General features: G+C 73.2%; 17 protein-coding genes. 11 read left to right on the top strand and 6 right to left on the bottom strand.

Annotated features, from left to right (window positions below; translation table 11 throughout):
• Window positions 1–8 precede the first annotated feature (8 nt).
• Complete coding sequence (locus GA0070611_RS04020) at window positions 9–548, top strand: SRPBCC family protein (RefSeq protein WP_091672428.1); 540 nt, start codon at window positions 9–11, stop codon at window positions 546–548.
• A 12-nt stretch (window positions 549–560) separates the two neighbouring features.
• On the opposite strand, the gene GA0070611_RS04015 is transcribed toward GA0070611_RS04020, so the two are convergent.
• Entirely contained in the window at window positions 561–1,151 is a 591-nt protein-coding gene (locus GA0070611_RS04015) for a TetR/AcrR family transcriptional regulator (RefSeq protein ID WP_197675848.1), read from the bottom strand.
• A 60-nt stretch (window positions 1,152–1,211) separates the two neighbouring features.
• On the opposite strand from GA0070611_RS04015, the gene GA0070611_RS04010 reads away from it, so the two are divergent.
• Window positions 1,212–2,090, top strand: a complete 879-nt coding sequence (locus GA0070611_RS04010; RefSeq protein ID WP_091657572.1) for an alpha/beta fold hydrolase — start codon at window positions 1,212–1,214, stop codon at window positions 2,088–2,090.
• A gap of 64 nt (window positions 2,091–2,154) precedes the next feature.
• On the opposite strand, the gene GA0070611_RS04005 is transcribed toward GA0070611_RS04010, so the two are convergent.
• Window positions 2,155–3,183, bottom strand: a complete 1,029-nt coding sequence (locus GA0070611_RS04005; RefSeq protein WP_091672426.1) for a hypothetical protein — start codon at window positions 3,181–3,183, stop codon at window positions 2,155–2,157.
• A 508-nt stretch (window positions 3,184–3,691) separates the two neighbouring features.
• Here GA0070611_RS04005 and GA0070611_RS04000 point away from each other — a divergent pair.
• From GA0070611_RS04000 to GA0070611_RS03985, 4 genes are all read left to right on the top strand, one after another.
• A complete protein-coding gene (locus tag GA0070611_RS04000; protein ID WP_091657569.1) occupies window positions 3,692–4,192 on the top strand; it encodes a helix-turn-helix transcriptional regulator in 501 nt (166 codons plus the stop codon).
• Between the two features lie 32 nt (window positions 4,193–4,224).
• The gene (locus tag GA0070611_RS03995) at window positions 4,225–4,902 is read left to right on the top strand and encodes a hypothetical protein (protein WP_091657564.1); all 678 of its coding nucleotides are present in this window, start codon (window positions 4,225–4,227) and stop codon (window positions 4,900–4,902) included.
• Entirely contained in the window at window positions 4,899–5,252 is a 354-nt protein-coding gene (locus GA0070611_RS03990; protein WP_091657560.1) for a transcriptional regulator, read from the top strand. The genes GA0070611_RS03995 and GA0070611_RS03990 overlap by 4 nt, the downstream gene beginning before the upstream one ends.
• Before the next feature lie 136 nt (window positions 5,253–5,388).
• Window positions 5,389–5,673, top strand: a complete 285-nt coding sequence (locus tag GA0070611_RS03985) for a helix-turn-helix domain-containing protein (protein WP_091657555.1) — start codon at window positions 5,389–5,391, stop codon at window positions 5,671–5,673.
• A 37-nt stretch (window positions 5,674–5,710) separates the two neighbouring features.
• Here the strand turns inward: GA0070611_RS03985 and coaD are convergent, their stop codons facing one another.
• On the bottom strand, window positions 5,711–6,160 hold the full coding sequence (gene coaD / locus GA0070611_RS03980; RefSeq protein WP_091657552.1) for a pantetheine-phosphate adenylyltransferase: 450 nt from the start codon (window positions 6,158–6,160) through the stop codon (window positions 5,711–5,713).
• A gap of 106 nt (window positions 6,161–6,266) precedes the next feature.
• On the opposite strand from coaD, the gene GA0070611_RS03975 reads away from it, so the two are divergent.
• From GA0070611_RS03975 to GA0070611_RS03960, 4 genes are all read left to right on the top strand, one after another.
• Window positions 6,267–7,199 (top strand): DUF6745 domain-containing protein, encoded by a 933-nt coding sequence (locus tag GA0070611_RS03975; RefSeq protein WP_231921319.1) that lies wholly within the window; start codon window positions 6,267–6,269, stop codon window positions 7,197–7,199.
• Between the two features lie 205 nt (window positions 7,200–7,404).
• Window positions 7,405–9,288: a hypothetical protein gene (locus tag GA0070611_RS03970; protein ID WP_157740202.1), complete on the top strand. Its 1,884-nt coding sequence runs from the start codon at window positions 7,405–7,407 to the stop codon at window positions 9,286–9,288.
• A 14-nt stretch (window positions 9,289–9,302) separates the two neighbouring features.
• Complete coding sequence (locus GA0070611_RS03965; RefSeq protein WP_091657544.1) at window positions 9,303–11,759, top strand: type II secretion system protein GspG; 2,457 nt, start codon at window positions 9,303–9,305, stop codon at window positions 11,757–11,759.
• Window positions 11,760–11,787: 28 nt separating this feature from the next.
• Window positions 11,788–12,201: an MmcQ/YjbR family DNA-binding protein gene (locus GA0070611_RS03960; RefSeq protein ID WP_091657540.1), complete on the top strand. Its 414-nt coding sequence runs from the start codon at window positions 11,788–11,790 to the stop codon at window positions 12,199–12,201.
• 6 nt (window positions 12,202–12,207) lie between these two features.
• On the opposite strand, the gene GA0070611_RS03955 is transcribed toward GA0070611_RS03960, so the two are convergent.
• Both GA0070611_RS03955 and GA0070611_RS03950 read right to left on the bottom strand, forming a co-directional pair.
• Window positions 12,208–13,647: a cryptochrome/photolyase family protein gene (locus tag GA0070611_RS03955; protein ID WP_091657536.1), complete on the bottom strand. Its 1,440-nt coding sequence runs from the start codon at window positions 13,645–13,647 to the stop codon at window positions 12,208–12,210.
• A gap of 153 nt (window positions 13,648–13,800) precedes the next feature.
• On the bottom strand, window positions 13,801–14,736 hold the full coding sequence (locus GA0070611_RS03950; protein ID WP_091657533.1) for a peptidoglycan-binding protein: 936 nt from the start codon (window positions 14,734–14,736) through the stop codon (window positions 13,801–13,803).
• Between the two features lie 276 nt (window positions 14,737–15,012).
• Here GA0070611_RS03950 and GA0070611_RS03945 point away from each other — a divergent pair, with 276 nt between their 5' ends.
• A complete protein-coding gene (locus GA0070611_RS03945; RefSeq protein ID WP_091657529.1) occupies window positions 15,013–15,807 on the top strand; it encodes an SGNH/GDSL hydrolase family protein in 795 nt (264 codons plus the stop codon).
• A 204-nt stretch (window positions 15,808–16,011) separates the two neighbouring features.
• Here the strand turns inward: GA0070611_RS03945 and GA0070611_RS03940 are convergent, their stop codons facing one another.
• Window positions 16,012–17,571, bottom strand: a complete 1,560-nt coding sequence (locus tag GA0070611_RS03940) for a putative Ig domain-containing protein (protein WP_091657524.1) — start codon at window positions 17,569–17,571, stop codon at window positions 16,012–16,014.
• Window positions 17,572–17,708: the final 137 nt, after the last annotated feature.

Here is a 17,708-nt window from a genome sequence, read left to right as displayed (position 1 = left end):
AGGACGCCGTGCGGTACGGGGACGGTCCGGTGGTCGAGTGCGACGTCCACGTCGGGGCGGCGCCGGGGCGGGTGTGGGAGCTGGTGAGCGACATCGAGGTGCCGGCCCGGTTCAGTCCGGAGCTGCGGCGGGTGCGCTGGCTGGACGATCCACCGGCGCCGGGGGCCCGCTTCGAGGGTCACAACCGCAACGCGCTGCTCGGCGAGTGGCGCACCGTCTCGTACGTGACCGAGCTGGCCGCCCCGCGCACCTTCGCCTGGGCGGTGGTGGATCCGGACGGCCGGTACGGCGGTCCCGCCGCGGACCCGCACACCCCGCTGGCCAGCTGGCGCTTCGACCTGACCCCGGAGGACGGCGGCACCCGGTTGCGCCTCGGCGCCCGGCTCGGCCCGGCCCGCTCCGGGCTCAGCCTGGCGATCGACCGCATGCCGGACCGCGAGGAGGCGCTCGTCCGGCACCGCCTCGCCGACCTGCGGACCGGCATCCGGGCCACGCTGGAGGGCATCAAGGCGCTGGCCGAGCAGGACGGGCCGGCCACGCCGCGCTGACCGGGCGAGGGCTCAGCGGGGGACGTACAGGCGGTCGAGCTGGTAGGTGAGGATGCGCAACGCCGCGTCGGCATCGCGCTGTCCACCGAGGACGCTGGAGCCGAGGCCGTTGGTGAGCGCGAGCAGCGCGGCGGCGGTGAGCTCGGGGTCCAGGTCGGGATGGGCGTCACCGGCCTGCTGGGCGGCCCGGAGCTGGTTGGCGAGGAAACCTTCCAGCAGGTCGGGGTGGGGTGCCCCGTGCCGGGTCAGGTCCGGTTCGGCCAGGACCAGGCTGTAGAAGGCGGCGTAGGTGCGGGTCAGCCGGATGCTCTCCGGGTCGGTCGGCAGGATCGCGGTCAGGGTGGCGGCGACGACGTCGCGCGGGGCGGGCGGCGAGCCGAGCTCGGTGATCCGACGGGTGACCCGGGCGCCGAGCTCCTCGGCCAGGTAGCCGAGCGCCGCGAGGAGCAGCTCGTCCTTGGTGTGGAAGTAGTACTGCACCAGCCGCACGGACACCTCGGCGGCCGCGGCGACCTCGCGCATGCTGGCGTGTTGCAGTCCGCGCTGCTCGGCGATGCGCAGCAGGGCCCCGGCGATGTGGCGTCGCCGCTGGTCATGGTCCACCCGTTTGGGCACAGTGCACCGTCCCCCTGCTCGAAGGCGCTTTCATGATACGGTCGTACCATGAAAGCGCCGGATCGGATCAGCGAATTCACCAGCGACCGGGCCCGGACACGATTCCACACCGCCTACGACCAGGCGCGGGCCCGGCTCTGGCCGGCGCCGCCCGAGACGGTCGTCGCGCCGACCCGCTTCGGCGAGGTCGTCGCCTACCGTTTCGGGTCCGCCGAGGGCACGCCGGTCGTGCTGCTGCCGGGGGCGGGCGGGAACGCGCTGAGCTGGACCCCGTACCTGGCCCGCCTGTCCGCCCACCATCCGGTGCTCGCGGTGGACCCGATCGGCGAGCCCGGGGCGGCGCGGCAGACAGCGCCCGTGCCCGACGAGGGTGCGGTCGTCGAGTGCCTGGCCGAGGCGCTCGACGCCCTCGACGTGCGACGCGCCCACCTCGTCGGCATGTCGTACGGCGGCTGGCTGGCGCTCCGCCACGAGCTGCGGTTCCCCGGCCGGGCCGCCAGCCTGACCCTGCTCGACCCGGCGGGATTCGGCGCGGTGAGTGGCCGGTTCCTGCTCTGGGTGGTCGCCGGCGGGCTGGCCGCCCTCACCCCCGGGCCGCTCCGCCGCCGCCTGGCGGGCCCGCTGGGCAACGCCACGCTGCGGCAGGAGGAGCTGCTGGGACTGCTGCGGGCGTCGCTGTCGTTCCGGCGACGGTTGCCGGCCGCGACCCCGCTCGCCGATGCCGAGCTGGCCTCGATCACCGTCCCCACCCTGGTCCTGCTGGGAGCCCGCAGCCGGCTCTACGACGCGGCCGACGTCGCCGAGCGCCTCCGCGGTCTGGTGCCGACGGCCGACGTCGAGGTCGTGCCGGACGCCGGCCACGACCTGCCCGTACACTCCCCGGGGCCGGTCACCGACCGCATCGAGGAGTTCCTGGCCGGCCGGTGAGCCGGAGTCGGCCGCACGCCGGGTGACCAGTGACTGCCCGGCCGTCGGACGGGTCGCCCGGCCGTCAGACGGGTCGCCCGGCACCGAGCGGGTCGCGCAGCGAGGTCGGGGAGAGCAGCGGCCGGAGCAGGTCGTCGTCGACGATCCCGGGCATCCGCCGGGCGATCCCGGCGAGCAGGTCGGCGACCTGGACCCGGGGATCGTCCCGGGAGTCGGCCATCACCAGGCCGACCAGCGGCGACCGGCCGGCCGGTGCCCCCGGCGGAGCGGCGGCGAGCGCCTGTTGGAGGCGACGCAGCCGGTCGGCGGTGAGCGCGCTCTGCTCGTCGTGGATCACCAGGACCGGCCGCTCCGCCCGGCTCCAGTGCAGGACGGTCTCGGCGAGCGCCGGCAGCAGCGGCTCCAGCGGTGGCGGGATCGACCGGTCGTCCGCGGCCAGCCGGGCCAGCACGACCTCCACCCGGGCCGGGTCGAGCGCGCGCAGCACCGTCGCGGCCGACGGGGCCGGCCCGTGGCGGAGCAGGGCGTCGCGCGCCTGGAAGAACCGCTCGACGGCAGGCCGGTCCGGCCGCGGGCGCCGGTTCGTCCGGAGCATCGCGACGAAGGCCGCGAGGAAGCCGGTCCAGTCGGCGCCGGCGTGCCGCCCGGCCCGGTGGACCGCGAGGGCCGCCGGCCGGTGCTCCCGGGTCAGCCGCGTGCCGGCGGCGTACGACGGCTCGTGCAGCAGCAGGTCGACGATCCGGGTGACCAGGAAGAACTCCTTGTCGACCAGGTGCACGTGGGCCCGGCCGCGCAGTGCCGCGAGGAACCGGCCCAGCACCGCGCCCGCCTCGGGCCGGCGGAGGAACTGCCGGGACTTGAACTCGTCCGGCGAGAACCGGGAGCCGGAGCGCAGCGCGGCGATCAGCTCGGTCGCCTCACCGTCGCGCAGGTCGACACTCGCGTGGCTGATGACCGGGGTGGCCGGATCGAGCAGGTTGGTGCCGGAGAAGCCCGACTCGTCGCAGGCGATCTCGACCAGCGGACCGGCCACCGGGGCCACCGGCGGCAGCCCACCCTGCATCGGCAGTCGTCCGCCCGGGTACCCCGCCATGCCGACCATGGTCGCCCACCAACCCCGGACCGGACCAGCCGTTTGCCGCCCGGGACAGCGGGGTGTCCCCCGGCCGGAGGTCGGGTCACGGCGTCGACGACGGACGGCGGGACGGTCGGCGATCCGACAGGAACCCGACCGGCCGTCTGTCACCACCATGTCGCACGTCCTCCGCTTTGCCGCCGGGTAGGGCGGTCGCACGCGGGGCGGCGAGGCCGACCGGGCCGACTTGTTACCGGACCATGATCTCGTCGAGCGCCGGACCGTGCCGTCGCTTCGCCAACTGGATGACCGACTGCGTAAAAGGGACTGCGCGTTCCTCTTTGCACGTTCCGTACCCGACGGGAGAATGCCAGTCACCGCCGCCGCAATTCGCACCTCGCCGTTCGGGCATCCGCCGCCACCAGACCACGGACCCGACGGGTGCCACGTCCGCGCGTTCCGCGGCCGCCGGTCACGATCCCGGCGGCGAAGCCGTACAGCAGAGCATCGGAGGTGACGGACACCCTTGCAGCGCCCCGGGCAGCCGGCCACGCCGGAGCAGGTGATCCGCGACGTGGTGGAGCTGGTGGCGTCGACCGCCGTGGCGGTGTTCCCGAACGCCGGCATGACCGTCTTCTACCTGCCCGAACCGGCCGGTGTCCGGCCCGCGCTGGCCCGCCGGGCCGCGGAGTACATCGAGGCGCACGCCGCCGAGCCGCTGACCGTGGCCCAGATCGCCGCCGCCTGCGAGGTCGGCCCCCGCGCGGTGCAGATCGCGTTCCAGCGGCACTACGGGCAGAGCCCGATGGCGTTCCTGCGCGCCGTCCGGCTGCGCCGGGCCCACCAGGACCTCCAGCGGGCCGGCCCCGGGCAGACCGTGGCCGGCACCGCGCGCCGGTGGGGATGGGCCCATGCCGGTCGGTTCGCCCGGGCGTACCGCGAGACGTACGGCCAGGATCCCGGCGACACGCTGCGCGGGGCGGGGTTGGCGGGGCCGAGCCTCTCGGAGGACCCCACTTTGCACTAGCGCCGATCGGTTTCCTGTGCAAACCTATTGGCATGACCACTGAATCGGTTCCGGCCGACGGCGATCCCCGTCGGCTGCTGTCGGAGGCGCGCGGGCTCGCCCGCCGGGTACGGGTCGACCAGCGGGTGACCTGGTCCGCGCTGCTGGTGCTGGCCGTGGTGACGTTCGTCGGGATCCCCTTCGACTGGCTCTTCCTCGTCGAGCGCTGCGGGGCCGACGGCACCTGCCAGTTCTCCCGCCAGGGCGTGCTCTACTACTGGCCCGTGGCGCTGCTGCTGGCGTACGCGGTGATCGCCTTCTGCTACGTGCGGGTGGCGCGGACGCGCGGGCTGGGCGCCCGGGTGCTGCCGTACGCGCTCACCGGCGCCGCGCTGACCATCCTGTTCACCGCCACCTGGATAGCGGCCCGGCTCTATCTCCCCAGCCACCCGCGCACGACGCCGTTCCCCGACTGGGTGCTGGTGCTGGACCGGCTGATCTCCCCGTGGGGCACGATCGGGGTGGCCCTGCTGGTGCTGGCCCGGCTGGAGCGCCACCTCGGGCTGCTGCTGTTCACCATCGGCTACCTCGCGGTGGTGCTGGTGCCGCTCGCCCCCGACGTGACCTGGGGCGCGCCCCGCCCGATCGTCCTGCCGCAGCAGCTCATCAGCGGCACCGTGCTGCTGCTGGGCGCGGCCGGCTTCGCGCTGGCCGACCGGCGACGCCGGTGACCACCGGGACCGGGTCCCCGGACCCGCAGGAGAGCGCCGCCCACCCGGCCAACGGGCTGGACGAGGTGGTGCACCAGCGGGTCCGGCTGGGCATCCTCGCCATCACCCACGAGGCCCGCAAGGTGGAGTTCGGCTACCTGCGCACGCAACTGGAGTTGACCGCCGGCAACCTCTCCAAGCACCTCGGCGTGCTGGAGGCGGCCGGCCTGGTCGAGATCGAGAAGGGGTACGCCGGCCGGCGTGGGCGTACCTGGATCACGCTCACCCCGACCGGCGACGCCGCGCTCGCCGACGAGATCGCCCGGCTCAAGCTGCTCATCGCCCGCGTCGACACCACGGAGGACCGATGACCGTCGCCCCGTCCCGCAGCGGTGACCGGACAGCCCCGCCGGTGGTGACATCGGCGCGGACCAGTGGCCAGCGACCATGGGCGCCAGTGGATCTCTCGGGCCGCCCGCCGGCCGACTGCCGGCCTAAAATGGGCGGGTGACTGGTCAGCCCGTCGGGTCGTTGCTGGGCGAGTTGCGGCGGGTCGCCGGCCTGACCCAGGAACAGCTGGCCGAACGCACCGGGCTGACCGTGCGGGGCATCAGCAACATCGAGCGCGGCCGGGTCCCCCGCCCCCGTCGCCGGTCGGTGGAGGCGCTCGCTCTCGGTCTCGGGCTGCGCGGCGATCAGGTGCACCACTTCGTCCGCAACGTCGCCCTCTACGCCGCGATCGCCGCGGCGGCGGCCCGGGCAGGCCTCGGATCCGCCGTCCGGCTCGGCTGAGGCGGGCAGCGGCCGGCAGCGGACGCGGCCCGGCTCCTCAGCGGACCCGCCCGCCCCGCGCGCGCACCACGGTCGAGGAGACCGCCGCCAGGTCGGGCTTCGCGGGCAGGAAGACGGTGGCGACCCCCAACGACTCGTTCATCGCGGCGAGCCGCTGTTCGGCCTGCAGGTCGCTGGTGTTGCGCACCCCGCGCACGATCACTCCCACCTCGTGCCGACGGCAGTAGGTGGCGGTCAACCCGCGCCAGGCCGCCACGGTGACGGAGGTCCAGCCGGCCGGCAGGGCCGCCCGGACAGCGGCCGCCCGCTGCGCCTCGTCGGCGCTCGGACGCTTGCTGCCGTTGACCGCGACCAGCACCACCACCTCGTCGAAGAGTTCCCGCGCCCGACCCAGCACGTCCAGGTGCCCGGGGGTGAAGGGATCGAAGCTGCCGGGATAGACGGCACGCACGCGTACGGGAGCCCGTACGCCCTGTTCGGTGCTCATGGCTCGACTGTAGGTGCGGCCGGGAAAATCGCCTTGCGGCCTCGACCCCGGGTGGCCATAGTCATGCCATGATCTCGTATCGGAAGGGCGGCGACGCCCTGGCGCGTTGAGCGCCCCCACGCGGCGCGTCGACGCCGCGACCTCCACACCCCGGCCCGTCGACGCCGCGACCTCCACACCCCGGCGCGTCCACGCCGCGACCTCCGCACCGGCCGTGCGCGGCGGCAATCCCCACGAGCTGTGGCAGCAGGCGGTCCGGATCCGTCGGGACTGGCTCGACCAGGCGCTGTGCACCGAGCCGGCCGACCGGGCGACCGCCGAGCGCTGCCTGACCGCCCTCTACGCCCGGGCGTCCCGACCGCGACCCCGGTTCGTCTGGGTCGACTCGCCGGTGCAGGCGCTCCCGCTGATCGCCGGCTGGCCCACCCTGGACCAGCTCTTCGCGCACGTCCGGGATCCCCGGCCGCGCCGCACGCCAGCACCGCTGGCCGGCGACATCGCCGTGATGTCGTCCCAGCTGCGCGGCGCGCTGAGCGCGGGCGTGCCGCACACCGACCCCGAGCTGTCCCCCGCGCGGACGAGCCGGACCAAGGAGGCGTGGCCCGAGCTGCCGCCGGGGCGCGCGCTCGACAGCGGCGTGCCGCTCGGGGTCGTGCTGCACCAGGGCGTCCGTACGGCACTGCACCGCAGCCTCGCGCACGGGTACCGCCAACCCGTGCGGGCGGCCCTCGCGGGCGACGCCCCGGTGCCGGTCTGCTGGTACGGGCAGCAGGACGCCTCCTGGATCGCCTACTACGACGTGCTGCGCCGACTCGGTCTGGCCCGGTACGGGCCGGACGAGGCGCGACACCTCGACCTCTGGGCCGACCTGGCCCGCTCCTGCGGCTGGTGGTGGCCGGGTGAGGACGTCTGCGTGGTGGTGGACCGGCCCGAGGCGATCCACGTCGAGCCGGTCCCCGGGACGGCGCACGAGCAGGTCCGGCTCGCGCCGCGCGGGGTGCGCCACCGCGACGGCTGGCAACCGTCGTGGCACAGGTGAGCTGAGCCGGGCACCGGCCGGGACGGCCCGCCCGTCCCGGCCGCACCGCGGCGGTCGCCTCGGTGGCAGTCCGGCGGTTTCCCGCGCCGAGCCGCGTCGCGGCACGACTGGCCGCACGGCAGCCGCCGCCGGAGGGAGAGAACCGCCCGGGACGCACATCGGACAGTCAGCGGCGCACCGGGGCCGGCGTCCCTACCGTGTGCCCATGGCCGTCACGACGTCCGGTGGTTGCTTCGCCGTCGGTGAGCTGCTCGACGCGTCCAAGGACTACGGGCAGCTCAACGGTACGGCGATCTTCGGCCTCGACATCGCCGAGAAGGTGATCTTCGAGCACTACGTGGTGGTCACCAACCAGGCCGCCTTCCTCCAGGCCGTGTTGGACGAGCGGGACTGGCCCGACCACGGCGGCAAGCGCACCTACTGCGAGATGCTGGCCCGGCACAACAAGCACGTCACCGTCGAGCAGCTGATGGCCGAGCGGATGAAGTGGCCGGACATCGTCACCCACGACGGCGTCTCCGCCCCGCCGGTCGCGGCGCTCATCAACTCGCTCATCCTCAACCCGGGTCGGCCGGGCGGGCCCCGCCCCGCGCTCCCCCGGGGCCGGTACGAGTTCTACGAGATCAAGCCGGACTCCGACACCGGTCTGGAGGCCGGCAAGGAGAAGCTCGCCGACATCGGCCGGGTCTACCGCAAGTACCGGCTGCCCTACCGGCCCGGCGACTACTACCCGCCGTACCGGCCGGAGGTGAAGATCCCGCTGCCGGTCAACCGGGTCTTCGTCATGCTCTGCGGGACGCTGCTGGCCCGACACGGCATCACGGCGATCCGGCTGGCGCTGAAGGTGCGCCGGGAGCGTCGGGGACTGCTGCTGTACAAGATCTGCGTCGAGATGGACTCCGAGGATCGGCGCGAGCTGCGGACCCTGACCAAGGCGCTGGCCAAGCACATCATGGCCGTCTACGTCTACTGCCTGGCCCCGGAGCGGTTCAAGGACCTGCAACGGGAGCTGGGCGACACCTCGTTCGAGGGCGACGCGGTGCCCCGGATCCGGTGCACGTTCGACGCGATCGATCCGCTGCGGCCGTTCCAGGCCGGGATCGCCGAGGCGATGTTCCAGCGCGGGCTGGCGCTGCCCGGCGAGCAGTGGCTGCTGGTCTGCGACGAGGCGGCGTACCGGCAGCTGGTCCCGCTGCCCGGCCCGACCGTGGACACGCTGTGGGATCGGTTCCGCACCCAGGCGGAGGCCTGGGCGGAGCTGCTGGGCGGCAAGCGGGGCGTGTCGATGCTGCGCCAGGACGTGCTGGTGAAGGTCGAGGAGCTGGCCCGGCTGGCGAACGCGGCGGTGCCGGGGCTGAAGGAGTTCGCCAACGCGGTGCTGCGCTGGATCAGCGACCACCCGTACCTGACGGTGGCGCTGGTGGTGGTGCCGGTGGTGGTGACCGGCGGCCTGGCGGTGGCGATCGACGCGGGGCTGCTGGTCGGTGGCGCGCTGGCCGCCGCGGAGCTGAGCGGCGGGGAACTCGTCGGCGTGAACATGATCGGCGGGCTGGGCCGTACCGCGCTGCCGCAGGTGGTCGTCGAGGCCGGGTCGGGCGCGCAGGTGGCCGCGGCGACGGCCAGCCGGGGCGCGGCGCTGACCTTCCAGGAGGTGGCGCTGGCCCAGGTGGGCGGGGCGGGCACGGCGGCGAACACCACGAGCACCGTGGTGCCGCTGCTGACCACCGCGATGCGGGCCGCCGCGCCGGTGGTCAAGACGGCCGCCGCGGCGGCCGGCGGCATCGCGGTGCTGACCTTCTCCACCCAGGCGTACGCGGGCCCGTCCGCCCCGCCCACGCCCGGGGCGGCCCCGCCGCCGCAGACCACGGTGACCGCGCCCGACCCCCGGCACCTGATCGCCGAGGTGACCTCCGGGGTGTACCTGGTGCGGGCGCTGGCCGCGCACCGGGGCGCCCGGGACGCCGTCAAGGGCGAGCTGATCAACATCCACGACTACGGGCAGACCCGCGACGCCACGGACCTGTCCACGTTCCCCGAACGTCCGGCGCCGCTGAAGGTCCGCTATCTCGGCCGGGTGTCCGTCCGCTGATCGAAGGAGCTCCGATGGAACTCACCAACAGCAAGCGGGTGCTGCTGAAGGCCAGCTACGTGCAGACCGAGCTGTCCGAACACGACCGTTCCCGGGTCCGCTCGGTCACCGGCCGGGCGCTGGAGAAGGTCAACTTCGTCCGGGACCTGGCCCTGGCCGAGCCGGAGCTGCGCACCCTGCGGCACGCGCTGCCCGACGACCATCACCTGCTCGACCTCGCGCAGACGCTGGTGGCGAGACCGTCCGAGCATCTGGTCACCGCCGGGCGGATGGCGGCCCTGGACGACGCGGCCTTCCTGCGGCTGGGGCAGGCCGTGGCCGGGCTGCGGGACACGCCTGCGACGACGTACGTGGTGGCCGCGTTCCAGCAGCGGCTGCGCGTCGCCCCGGTCGGGCGGCTGCACCTGGAGCGCATCGAGATGTCCCCGGCGGGCACCGAGCGGGGCGAGTTGATCTTCACGGTGCCGATGACGCCGATGGAGACCGTGACCGTCGCGCACAAGGAGTGGTCGATCTCGAAGGACGAGTACGAGCAGATCGTCTCGGACTACTTCGAGAGCTACAGCGAGCGGGGCGTGGTCGACAAGACCGACGCGTCGATCGCGACGGAGAACGAGTCGCGGCACACCAGCGCGTTCAACTTCGGCTCCAGCGTGAGCGGCGGGTACGGCCCGGTGACCGCGTCGGTCACCGTCGGGCTGGCCAACACCTCGGAGGACCGGTCCGCGGTCAAGGAGAGCGTGTCGAACGTCCGCGAGGTGACCCAGAAGGCGTCGGCGCGGTCGCGGCAGGAGCACAAGGTGTCGGTGAAGCTGGAGTCGACGCGGGGCGCCGAGGACGCGTCGTACCGGACCATCACCAACCCGCACGCGGACCGGGCCCTGCGGGTCGACTACTTCCGGATGATGCGCAAGTGGCGGGTGGACCTGTTCCGGTACGGGCTGCGGCTGACCTTCGACATCGCGGTACCGAACCCGGGCGCGCGGCTCTGGGCCCGGCACCGGGAGCTGGCCGACCTGGACACCCGGATCCGGGCGCCGTTCGGCTTCTCCCTCTCGGTCGACGACATCACCGACACGAGCTGGGTGACGCTGGCCAAGGAGTACGGGCTGGCGTTGGAGCCGCCGCCGGCGGAGTCGATCAAGATCCCGTACGCGCACCGGTTCGACGCGGGCAAGGACGTGGACGGCCCGATCGAGTTCACCGCCCCGCCCGGGTACGCGATGGACAGCGCCTTCGCCGGTGTCATCGAGTGGTGGGGTCCGTCCGGGATCCCGCTGATGCTGTGGCCGACCGAGGACACGAAGGTGCAGATGCAGCAACCCACCCCGGGTACGGGCATCGGCCGGGTGAACGGCAAGGGCATCGCCGGTGGCGACAAGCTCATGATCACGTTCATGAAGACCGCCGAGTACACGATGCAGTTCTCCCTGGTCGCGGTGGCCCGGCGGACCGACCGGACGACCCGGGAGTGGAAGCAGCGGGTGTGGACCGCGCTGCGCGACACCGCGCTGGCGCGGCACCAGACCCAGCAGGCGCTGCTGCAGGACAGGCGCGACCGGCTGTGGATGCTGCTGTCCGGCAAGGACACCCTGACGCTGCGCCGGCTGGAGCGCGACGAGCTGATGCGCGGGGTGCTGACCTGGCTGGTCGGGCCGGAGTTCGAGACCGCGCCGAACGAGGTCGGCCGGATCATCAAGCTCTCGATGGACCGCGACGCGGACGCCGCCGACCTGCCCGACGACCGGCCGCAACCCGACCGGCGGTTGACCGCGGGCCAGTGGGGCACGGTCTCCGGGTTCGGGGACCTGGTGAAGTTCGTCCACCAGGCCGTGGAGTGGGAGAACCTGCTGTACTTCCTCTACCCGTACTTCTGGGGCAGCGACGACCTGGCCCGGGAGAAGCTGCTGTTCGAGCACGCCGACCCGGGGCACCGCGACTTCCTGCGCGCCGGGTACGCCCGGGTGGTGGTGCCGATCCGGCCGGGCTTCGAGGAGCGGTTCACCCACCTGCTCGACACGGGCAGCCCGACCGGCACGTCGCCGTACCTGACGATCGCCCAGGAGGTGGCGGCGTTCGCGCACACCAACTACGCGGGGATCCCACCGGCGAACCCGGAGCAGCACGCCCGGCCGCTGTTGTACCCGCAGCAGCGCACGACCTGGGACACGATGCAGGTGGTCGTGGAGGCGCTGGAGCGCTACCGGGACGCCAACGGCCGGTATCCGACGCAGCTGAGCGACCTGCCCGGCGGCCCGTACCTGGACGCCTGGAACCGGGAACTGGTCTACCGGCTGCCCGGCAGCGGCAACGACTACGACCTGATCTCCTACGGCGCGGACGGCGAGCCGGGCGGCGAGGGCGTGGACGCGGACATCTCCGCCGCGGCGGGCGCCTCGTTGATGGCGACCTGGTTCGACTACACGCCGACCAGCGGGATCGACATCGACCTGACCTCGATCCCGATCTGAGCGCCGCCGGTCGGCTATCGTCGGGTCCGTGTCGGGCCCCGCGGACGTGCCACCGGAGATCCTGGACCGGCTGCGGCCGATCTGCCGGCGGCTGCCGGAGTCGTACGAGGAACCGGCCTGGATCGGAGTGCGCTGGCGGATCCGGAGGCGCACGTTCGCCCACGTCTACAGCCCGGACCCGGCCCGGCATCCGGTTCACGCCCGACGGACGGTCGACGGCGGGCCGCCGACCCTGATGACCTTCCGGGTGCCCGGCGACGATCTGCTCGGGCTGACCGCCGAGGGCTTCCCCTACTTCCGCGCCGACTGGGGGCACGACGTGGCCTGCGCCGTGCTCGGTACGCACACCGACTGGACCGAGATCGCCGAACTGGTCACCGACAGCTACTGCCGACAGGCCCCGAAGTTCCTCGTCGCCCGGGTCACCCCGCCGGCCGGCTGAGCCGCCTCACGGGGCCGTGGCGCCGCGCCGCTCCTCCTGCGCCAGCACCGCGTCGCGGCGGGCCGGGTCGGCACGCTCGGCCAGTTCGGCGGCGAGGCGCGGGTCGGCGGCCAGCCGTTCCCGGTTGCGGTGCAGGAACGCCTCGAAGCCTGCGGTGTACGGGCACGCCGGGTCACCGAGCGCCTCCTTCGGCACGTACCGGCAGCCGCCGCAGTGGTCACCGATCCGATCGAGGTGCGTGCCGTCGAACGCCCACGGGTGGGTGTCGATGCGGGCCAGGTCGGCGTACTGGCTCATGCCGATGACGGTGGCGTTCATGACCCAGTCGGTGCCGTCGACGAAGCTGCGCCGGAACCAGTCGGCCAGCTCGGCCGGTCGCCAGCCGCGTTGCAGCCCGTAGTTGCCGAGCACGGTGAGCCGGGTGGTCCGGTCGACCCAGCCGGTGTCGCGGACGCCGGCGAGCGCGTCGGCCAGGCAGCGGGCGTCCACCGCGTCGGCGTCGAGCCGGTCGAACCACTCCGGCAGCGGCTGGTTGGCGGCGAGCCAGCCGGCGCCCCGGAACCGGGGTTCGAAGTACCAGTAGAGCTGCCACAGGAACTCGCGCCAGCCGAACAGGCCACGGACGAAGCGGTGCACCCCCGCGGCCGGCGCCGCACCGTTGCGGCCGGCGTGCAGGGCGGCCCGGATCGCCGGTGCCGGATCGAGCAGGCCGAGGTTGAACGAGGACGACAGCAGGCTGTCCCCGTTCCGTCCGGTCCGGTCGCCGAGCCGGCCGTCGGTCTCGGCGTAGCCGGGCAGCCGGTGCTCGAGGAAGTGGACGAGGCGCGCCCGGGCCTCGGCGTGGGTGGCGGGGTAGCGGCGCGGGCCGTCGCGGCCGACGAACCGGATCCCCTCGGCCTGCCACCGGTCCAGGTCGCGGCGCACCTGTGCGTCGATGTCGTCCTCGACGATCGCCGGCGGTGGTGGCACGTCGACCGGTGTCCGGCGGGGCGGCCGGCGGGTCGGCGGCGGCAGGTGCGCCCGCAGGTCGTACCGGTCCAGCGCGTAGCGGTAGAAGTCGGTCATCCGCAGCCGGCCGCGCCGCCGGTCGGCCCAGGCGGCGAAGTCGGCCCGGTCGGTGACGAACCCGCGCGGCGGCAGCACGTCCAGCCCGTCGACGGTACGGGCGAAGGCCAGTGCCGCCCGCGACGGTGGGTGCACCATCTCCACCGGCGCACCGAGCGCGGTGAGCGCCTCGCGGAAGGTGTCGGCGCGGACCAGCCGGGCCCGGTCGCCGAGTTCGGCTGCCCGGTGCCGCAACGCCGACAGGATCAGGTGCGCCTTCTGCCGGTGCAGCCGGCGACGGGCGAACAGCGCACGGGTCTCCACCAGCAGGACCCGGTGCGTGTCGTCGTCGAGGAAGTGCGGACCCAGTTGGTCGGCGAGCAGCCAGCGCCAGCGTGCCATCTACGGGTGATGCCCCTTTCGACGTACGCGAAATCGTGCCCGGCGGTGTCCGGCCGGGAGCCACCCGGACCACTGTGTCACGGGTCGGGCCCGTCGGGGGCGAGCGACGCCCGCCGGTCGCGGAGCCACGACCGGCGGGCGTCGGCCGGTACGTCAGTAGAAGCAGCCGGTGGTGGGCAGGGTCGCCGGGGCCGGCACGGACGTGCCGTCGTAGATGGCCAGCAGCAGCTGTTGCGGGCAGCGGTTGGCGCCGCCGACGCGGACCTCCAGGTGCAGGTGCGGGCCGGTGACGTTGCCGGTGGCGCCGGTGTAGCCGATGACCTGCCCCGGGCTCACCCGGGCGCCGGCCGCCACGACCCGCGACGACAGGTGGCAGTAGAGGTAGTAGGTGCCGTCGTCGGCGGTGATGCCGATGCCGTACCCGCAGCTGCCGCCGGCGTAGCCGACGGTGCCGGCGGTGATGGCGTAGGTGGTCGTGCCGGTGTCGGTCGGCAGGTCGAGGGCGGGGTAGTCGTGGTGCGGGTCGTCGTACTCGCTGCGGGGCAGCACCGACCGGTCGATGACCGGGGCGTAGAGGCCGCCGCCGCCCCCGCCGCCGAGCAGCCACTGCCAGGTGGTCGCGCCGACCGTGGTGCCGCCGGTCAGCCCGCGGCTGGCCTTGTAGTCGGTCACCGCGGTGGTGGTGGCGGCACCCCAGGCCCCGTCGACGGTGAGGCCGTACCCGTACTTGTTGAGCGCGGTCTGCAGCGCGCGGACCGCGTTGTTGTTCGCGCCGACGTCGAGGGTGACCACCAGGCGGCCCCAGGTGAGCGGGCCGATCACGCCGTCGGCGGGCAGGTTGTTCGCCGACTGGAAGGACAGCACCGCTGCGGTGGTGCCGCTGGTGAACGCGCCGTCGACGGTCAGGCTCTGGCCGTGGTGGCGGAGCAGGAACTGGGCGGAGGCGACGTTCGCCCCCGACATGCCGCTGCTGAGGGTGGGCCACGCCGGGGTCGCGGCCCGGGCGGCGATCGGAGCGACCAGCACGCCGGCGAGGCTGAGCAGCACGGCGGCCAGCCAACCGGCCGTGCGTCGGATGGAGGTGGACATCGGCACTCCTCGTTCGGGGGTGTGAGGATGCGGAATCGCAGTGCGGCCATTCTTATCCACTGCGACAAATATTTACAAGTGTGAGCGTCCAGCGGAAACTTGTCGCCGAGGCACCCGCGACGGCCGACCCAAAATCATCCATGTTCGCCTATCGACGGACACCGGGGCAAGAAGATCCGCGGAAGATCACCACCTGGCAGGGAATCGACCGAGGTCTTGTTACCGGCGGGTAGACGACGTGTTACGAACTGGATCCCGCCCCCTCGGAGGTCCTGAATGTTCCGTCGTCCACTCCCCCTGCTCGGCAGCCTCGCCGCCGGTCTGCTGCTCAGTCTCGGGCTCGCCGCGCCGGCCGCCGCCGCCGGTGCCGACTACGCCGCCCTCGGCGACTCCTACTCCTCCGGAGTGGGCACCAACAACTACGACGGGACGAGCGGCTCCTGCCTGCGCAGCCCGCAGTCGTACCCGCGGCTGTGGGCCAACAGCCACGCCCCGGCGAGCTTCCAGTTCGTGGCCTGCTCCGGGGCGACCACCCGGGAGGTGCTGAACAACCAGCTCGGCGCGTTGAACTCCGGCACCGACCTGGTGACCATCTCCATCGGCGGCAACGACGCCGGCTTCGCCGACGTGGTCACCACCTGCCGGCTGGGCTCGGACAGCGGCTGCCTGACCGCCGTCAACAACGCCAAGGCGTACATCACCACCACGCTGCCGGGGCGGCTCGACGAGACGTACCGGGCGATCCGCAGCCGGGCCCCGGGCGCCCAGGTGGTCGTGCTCGGCTACCCGCGGCTGTTCGAACTCGGCTCCTGCGGCTTCGGCTCCATCAACGAGTACAAGCGCAGCCTGCTCAACGGCGGGGCCGACACCATGTCCAGCGTCATCTCGGGCCGGGCGTCGGCCGCCGGGTTCAGCTACGCCGACGTACGCGGGCGCTTCGCCGGGCACGGGGTGTGCGCCGCGACGCCGTGGATCAACGGCACCACCTTCCCGGTGGTGGAGTCCTACCACCCCAAGGCCGCCGGCTACTCCTCCGGCTACCTGCCGGCGCTGACCGCCATCACCGGCTGAGCCCACGTCCGAGGCGGCCCGTCCGAGCGGACGGGCCGCCTCTGTGCTGTCCGGACAGGACCCGGCACGGCTCCCCCACCGAGACGTCGATCGCCTGCGGCGTGCGCCCCCGTGTCATGGTGGTCGGCCCGGTCGGTGAGGGGCGCGCCTACGGCGAGCCGGCCGGCCACCAGGGGTGACCGGCCGGCTCGAGGGCGTACGGGATCAGCTGAGGGTCACCGCGGTGTCGTCGATGACGAACGAGGTCTGCAGCGACGAGTCCTCGGTGCCGGTGAAGGTCAGGGTCACCGTCTGCCCCGCGAAGGAGCTGACGTCGAAGCTCTTCTGGGCGTAGCCGGTGCCCTTGTTCAGGTTCGAGTAGGTGGCCAGGGTGGTGCTGCCGAGCTTGACCGTCAACTTGTCGTACTGGCTGGTGGTCGTGGTCTCGGCGCTGTCGACGTGCAGCCAGAGCGACAGCGTCGCCCGGCAACCGGCCGGGATGCTCACCGACTGCGACAGCGTGTCGGTGTGCGTCGAGCCGTACCCGTTGAGCCACGCCTTCCAGGAGCCGGAGTGGGCCGCCTGGCTGGCGCTGTTGTCCACCACGCCGGAGCTCGCGGTCCACGGCGCGGCGGCGCCGGTCTCGAAGCCGGGGTTGCCCAGCTTCTGGCCGGAGCAGCCACCGCCGGGCGCGGTGACGGTCCAGGTGAAGGTGGTGCTGCCGGTGGCGTTGGTGGTGTCCTTCACGGTGACCGTGGTGGTGGCCGTCTGGACCGTGGTCGGGGTACCGCTGATCAGGCCGGTGCTGGAGTTGATGGTCAGGCCGGCGGGCAGGCCGGTGGCGCTGTAGGTGAGCGTCTGGCCGGCCTGCGAGTCGGTGGCCTGGATCTGCAGGCTGGTGGCGGCGTTCTGGGTCGCGCTCTGGTTGCCCGGGTTCGTCACCGTCACGGTGTTGCCCGAGCCCGGCGGCTTGGTGAGCAGGCAGCCGGCGATGGTCAGGTCGATCTGGTTGCTGCCGTTGAGGCAGGTGGTGAACCAGTAGGTCTGCTGGCCGTAGCTCTGCCCCTGGTACGCGTGGGTGGTGCCGTCGGCGTCGACCTCGCACGGGTTGTTCAGGGTGCACATCGCACCGTTGTCGTTACCGGTGTTGTTGATCCCGACGATCTTGCCGGAGGCGACGTCCACGATGGGCGAGCCGGAGGTGCCGTGGGTGGTGTTGCAGCCGGTGCTGTAGCGGATGGAGTCGTGCCAGGTCCACTGGTCTTCCTTGAGGGTGGGCACGAAGCCGTTGATGCTGCAGTTCCAGGTCTGCTTCCAGTACCCGGAGGGGATGAACATGGTGCTGCCGTCGACCGGGTGGGTGTTGCTGATGGTCAGCGCGGTCGCGCCGTAGCTGCTCCGGATCGAGGCGAAGGTGGTGGTGAGCCGGTAGAGCGCGACGTCGTTGCCGGTCATGGTGGCGTACAGCAGCAGGTCGGCGCGGACCGTGCCCAGTGAACCGCCGGTCGAGTTCAGCAGCGTGCCGGAGCGGGTGCTGGTCTTGTTCTGCAGCACCACGCCCGCGGCGGGCATGCTGCCCTCGTAGCAGTGGCCGTTGGTCAGCATCAGCGCGCGGTCGGTGTCGAGCGAGGTGGGGAAGCGCACCAGCGCGGCCGAGCAGTTGTTCAGCGCGATGGTGGAGGCGAGGCTGGGGGTGACCGCCGCGGCTGCGGGTGTGGCGGGGCCGGTGATGAGGCCCGCGCCGAGCAGCAGCGCGCCGAGGGTGGTGGCAAGTCGCCGGAACATGGGGGTCTCCAAGGGGGTTGCCGTGAGGCGGGCGGCAGCACAGCGGCCGGATCGGCCGGCTGCGCGGGGAGTTCGGGGTGGCGTCGCCGCCACCGGGCGGTGACCGGCCGGCTCCGGGGGTGTGGAGTCGGCAGGCA

The sequence above is a fragment of the Micromonospora auratinigra genome (assembly GCF_900089595.1).
GTDB classification, from domain to species: Bacteria; Actinomycetota; Actinomycetes; order Mycobacteriales; family Micromonosporaceae; genus Micromonospora; species Micromonospora auratinigra.
This window is presented reverse-complemented; position numbering and strand designations above follow the sequence as displayed.

Coding starts and splice junctions, on each gene's coding strand:
- GA0070611_RS04010 (WP_091657572.1), top strand. CDS start 1,212: ATGAAAGCGCCGGATCGGATCAGCGAATTCACCAGCGACCGGGCCCGG.
- GA0070611_RS04005 (WP_091672426.1), bottom strand. CDS start 3,183: ATGGCGGGGTACCCGGGCGGACGACTGCCGATGCAGGGTGGGCTGCCG.
- GA0070611_RS03995 (WP_091657564.1), top strand. CDS start 4,225: ATGACCACTGAATCGGTTCCGGCCGACGGCGATCCCCGTCGGCTGCTG.
- coaD (WP_091657552.1), bottom strand. CDS start 6,160: ATGAGCACCGAACAGGGCGTACGGGCTCCCGTACGCGTGCGTGCCGTC.
- GA0070611_RS03970 (WP_157740202.1), top strand. CDS start 7,405: ATGGCCGTCACGACGTCCGGTGGTTGCTTCGCCGTCGGTGAGCTGCTC.
- GA0070611_RS03965 (WP_091657544.1), top strand. CDS start 9,303: ATGGAACTCACCAACAGCAAGCGGGTGCTGCTGAAGGCCAGCTACGTG.
- GA0070611_RS03955 (WP_091657536.1), bottom strand. CDS start 13,647: ATGGCACGCTGGCGCTGGCTGCTCGCCGACCAACTGGGTCCGCACTTC.
- GA0070611_RS03950 (WP_091657533.1), bottom strand. CDS start 14,736: ATGTCCACCTCCATCCGACGCACGGCCGGTTGGCTGGCCGCCGTGCTG.
- GA0070611_RS03945 (WP_091657529.1), top strand. CDS start 15,013: ATGTTCCGTCGTCCACTCCCCCTGCTCGGCAGCCTCGCCGCCGGTCTG.
- GA0070611_RS03940 (WP_091657524.1), bottom strand. CDS start 17,571: ATGTTCCGGCGACTTGCCACCACCCTCGGCGCGCTGCTGCTCGGCGCG.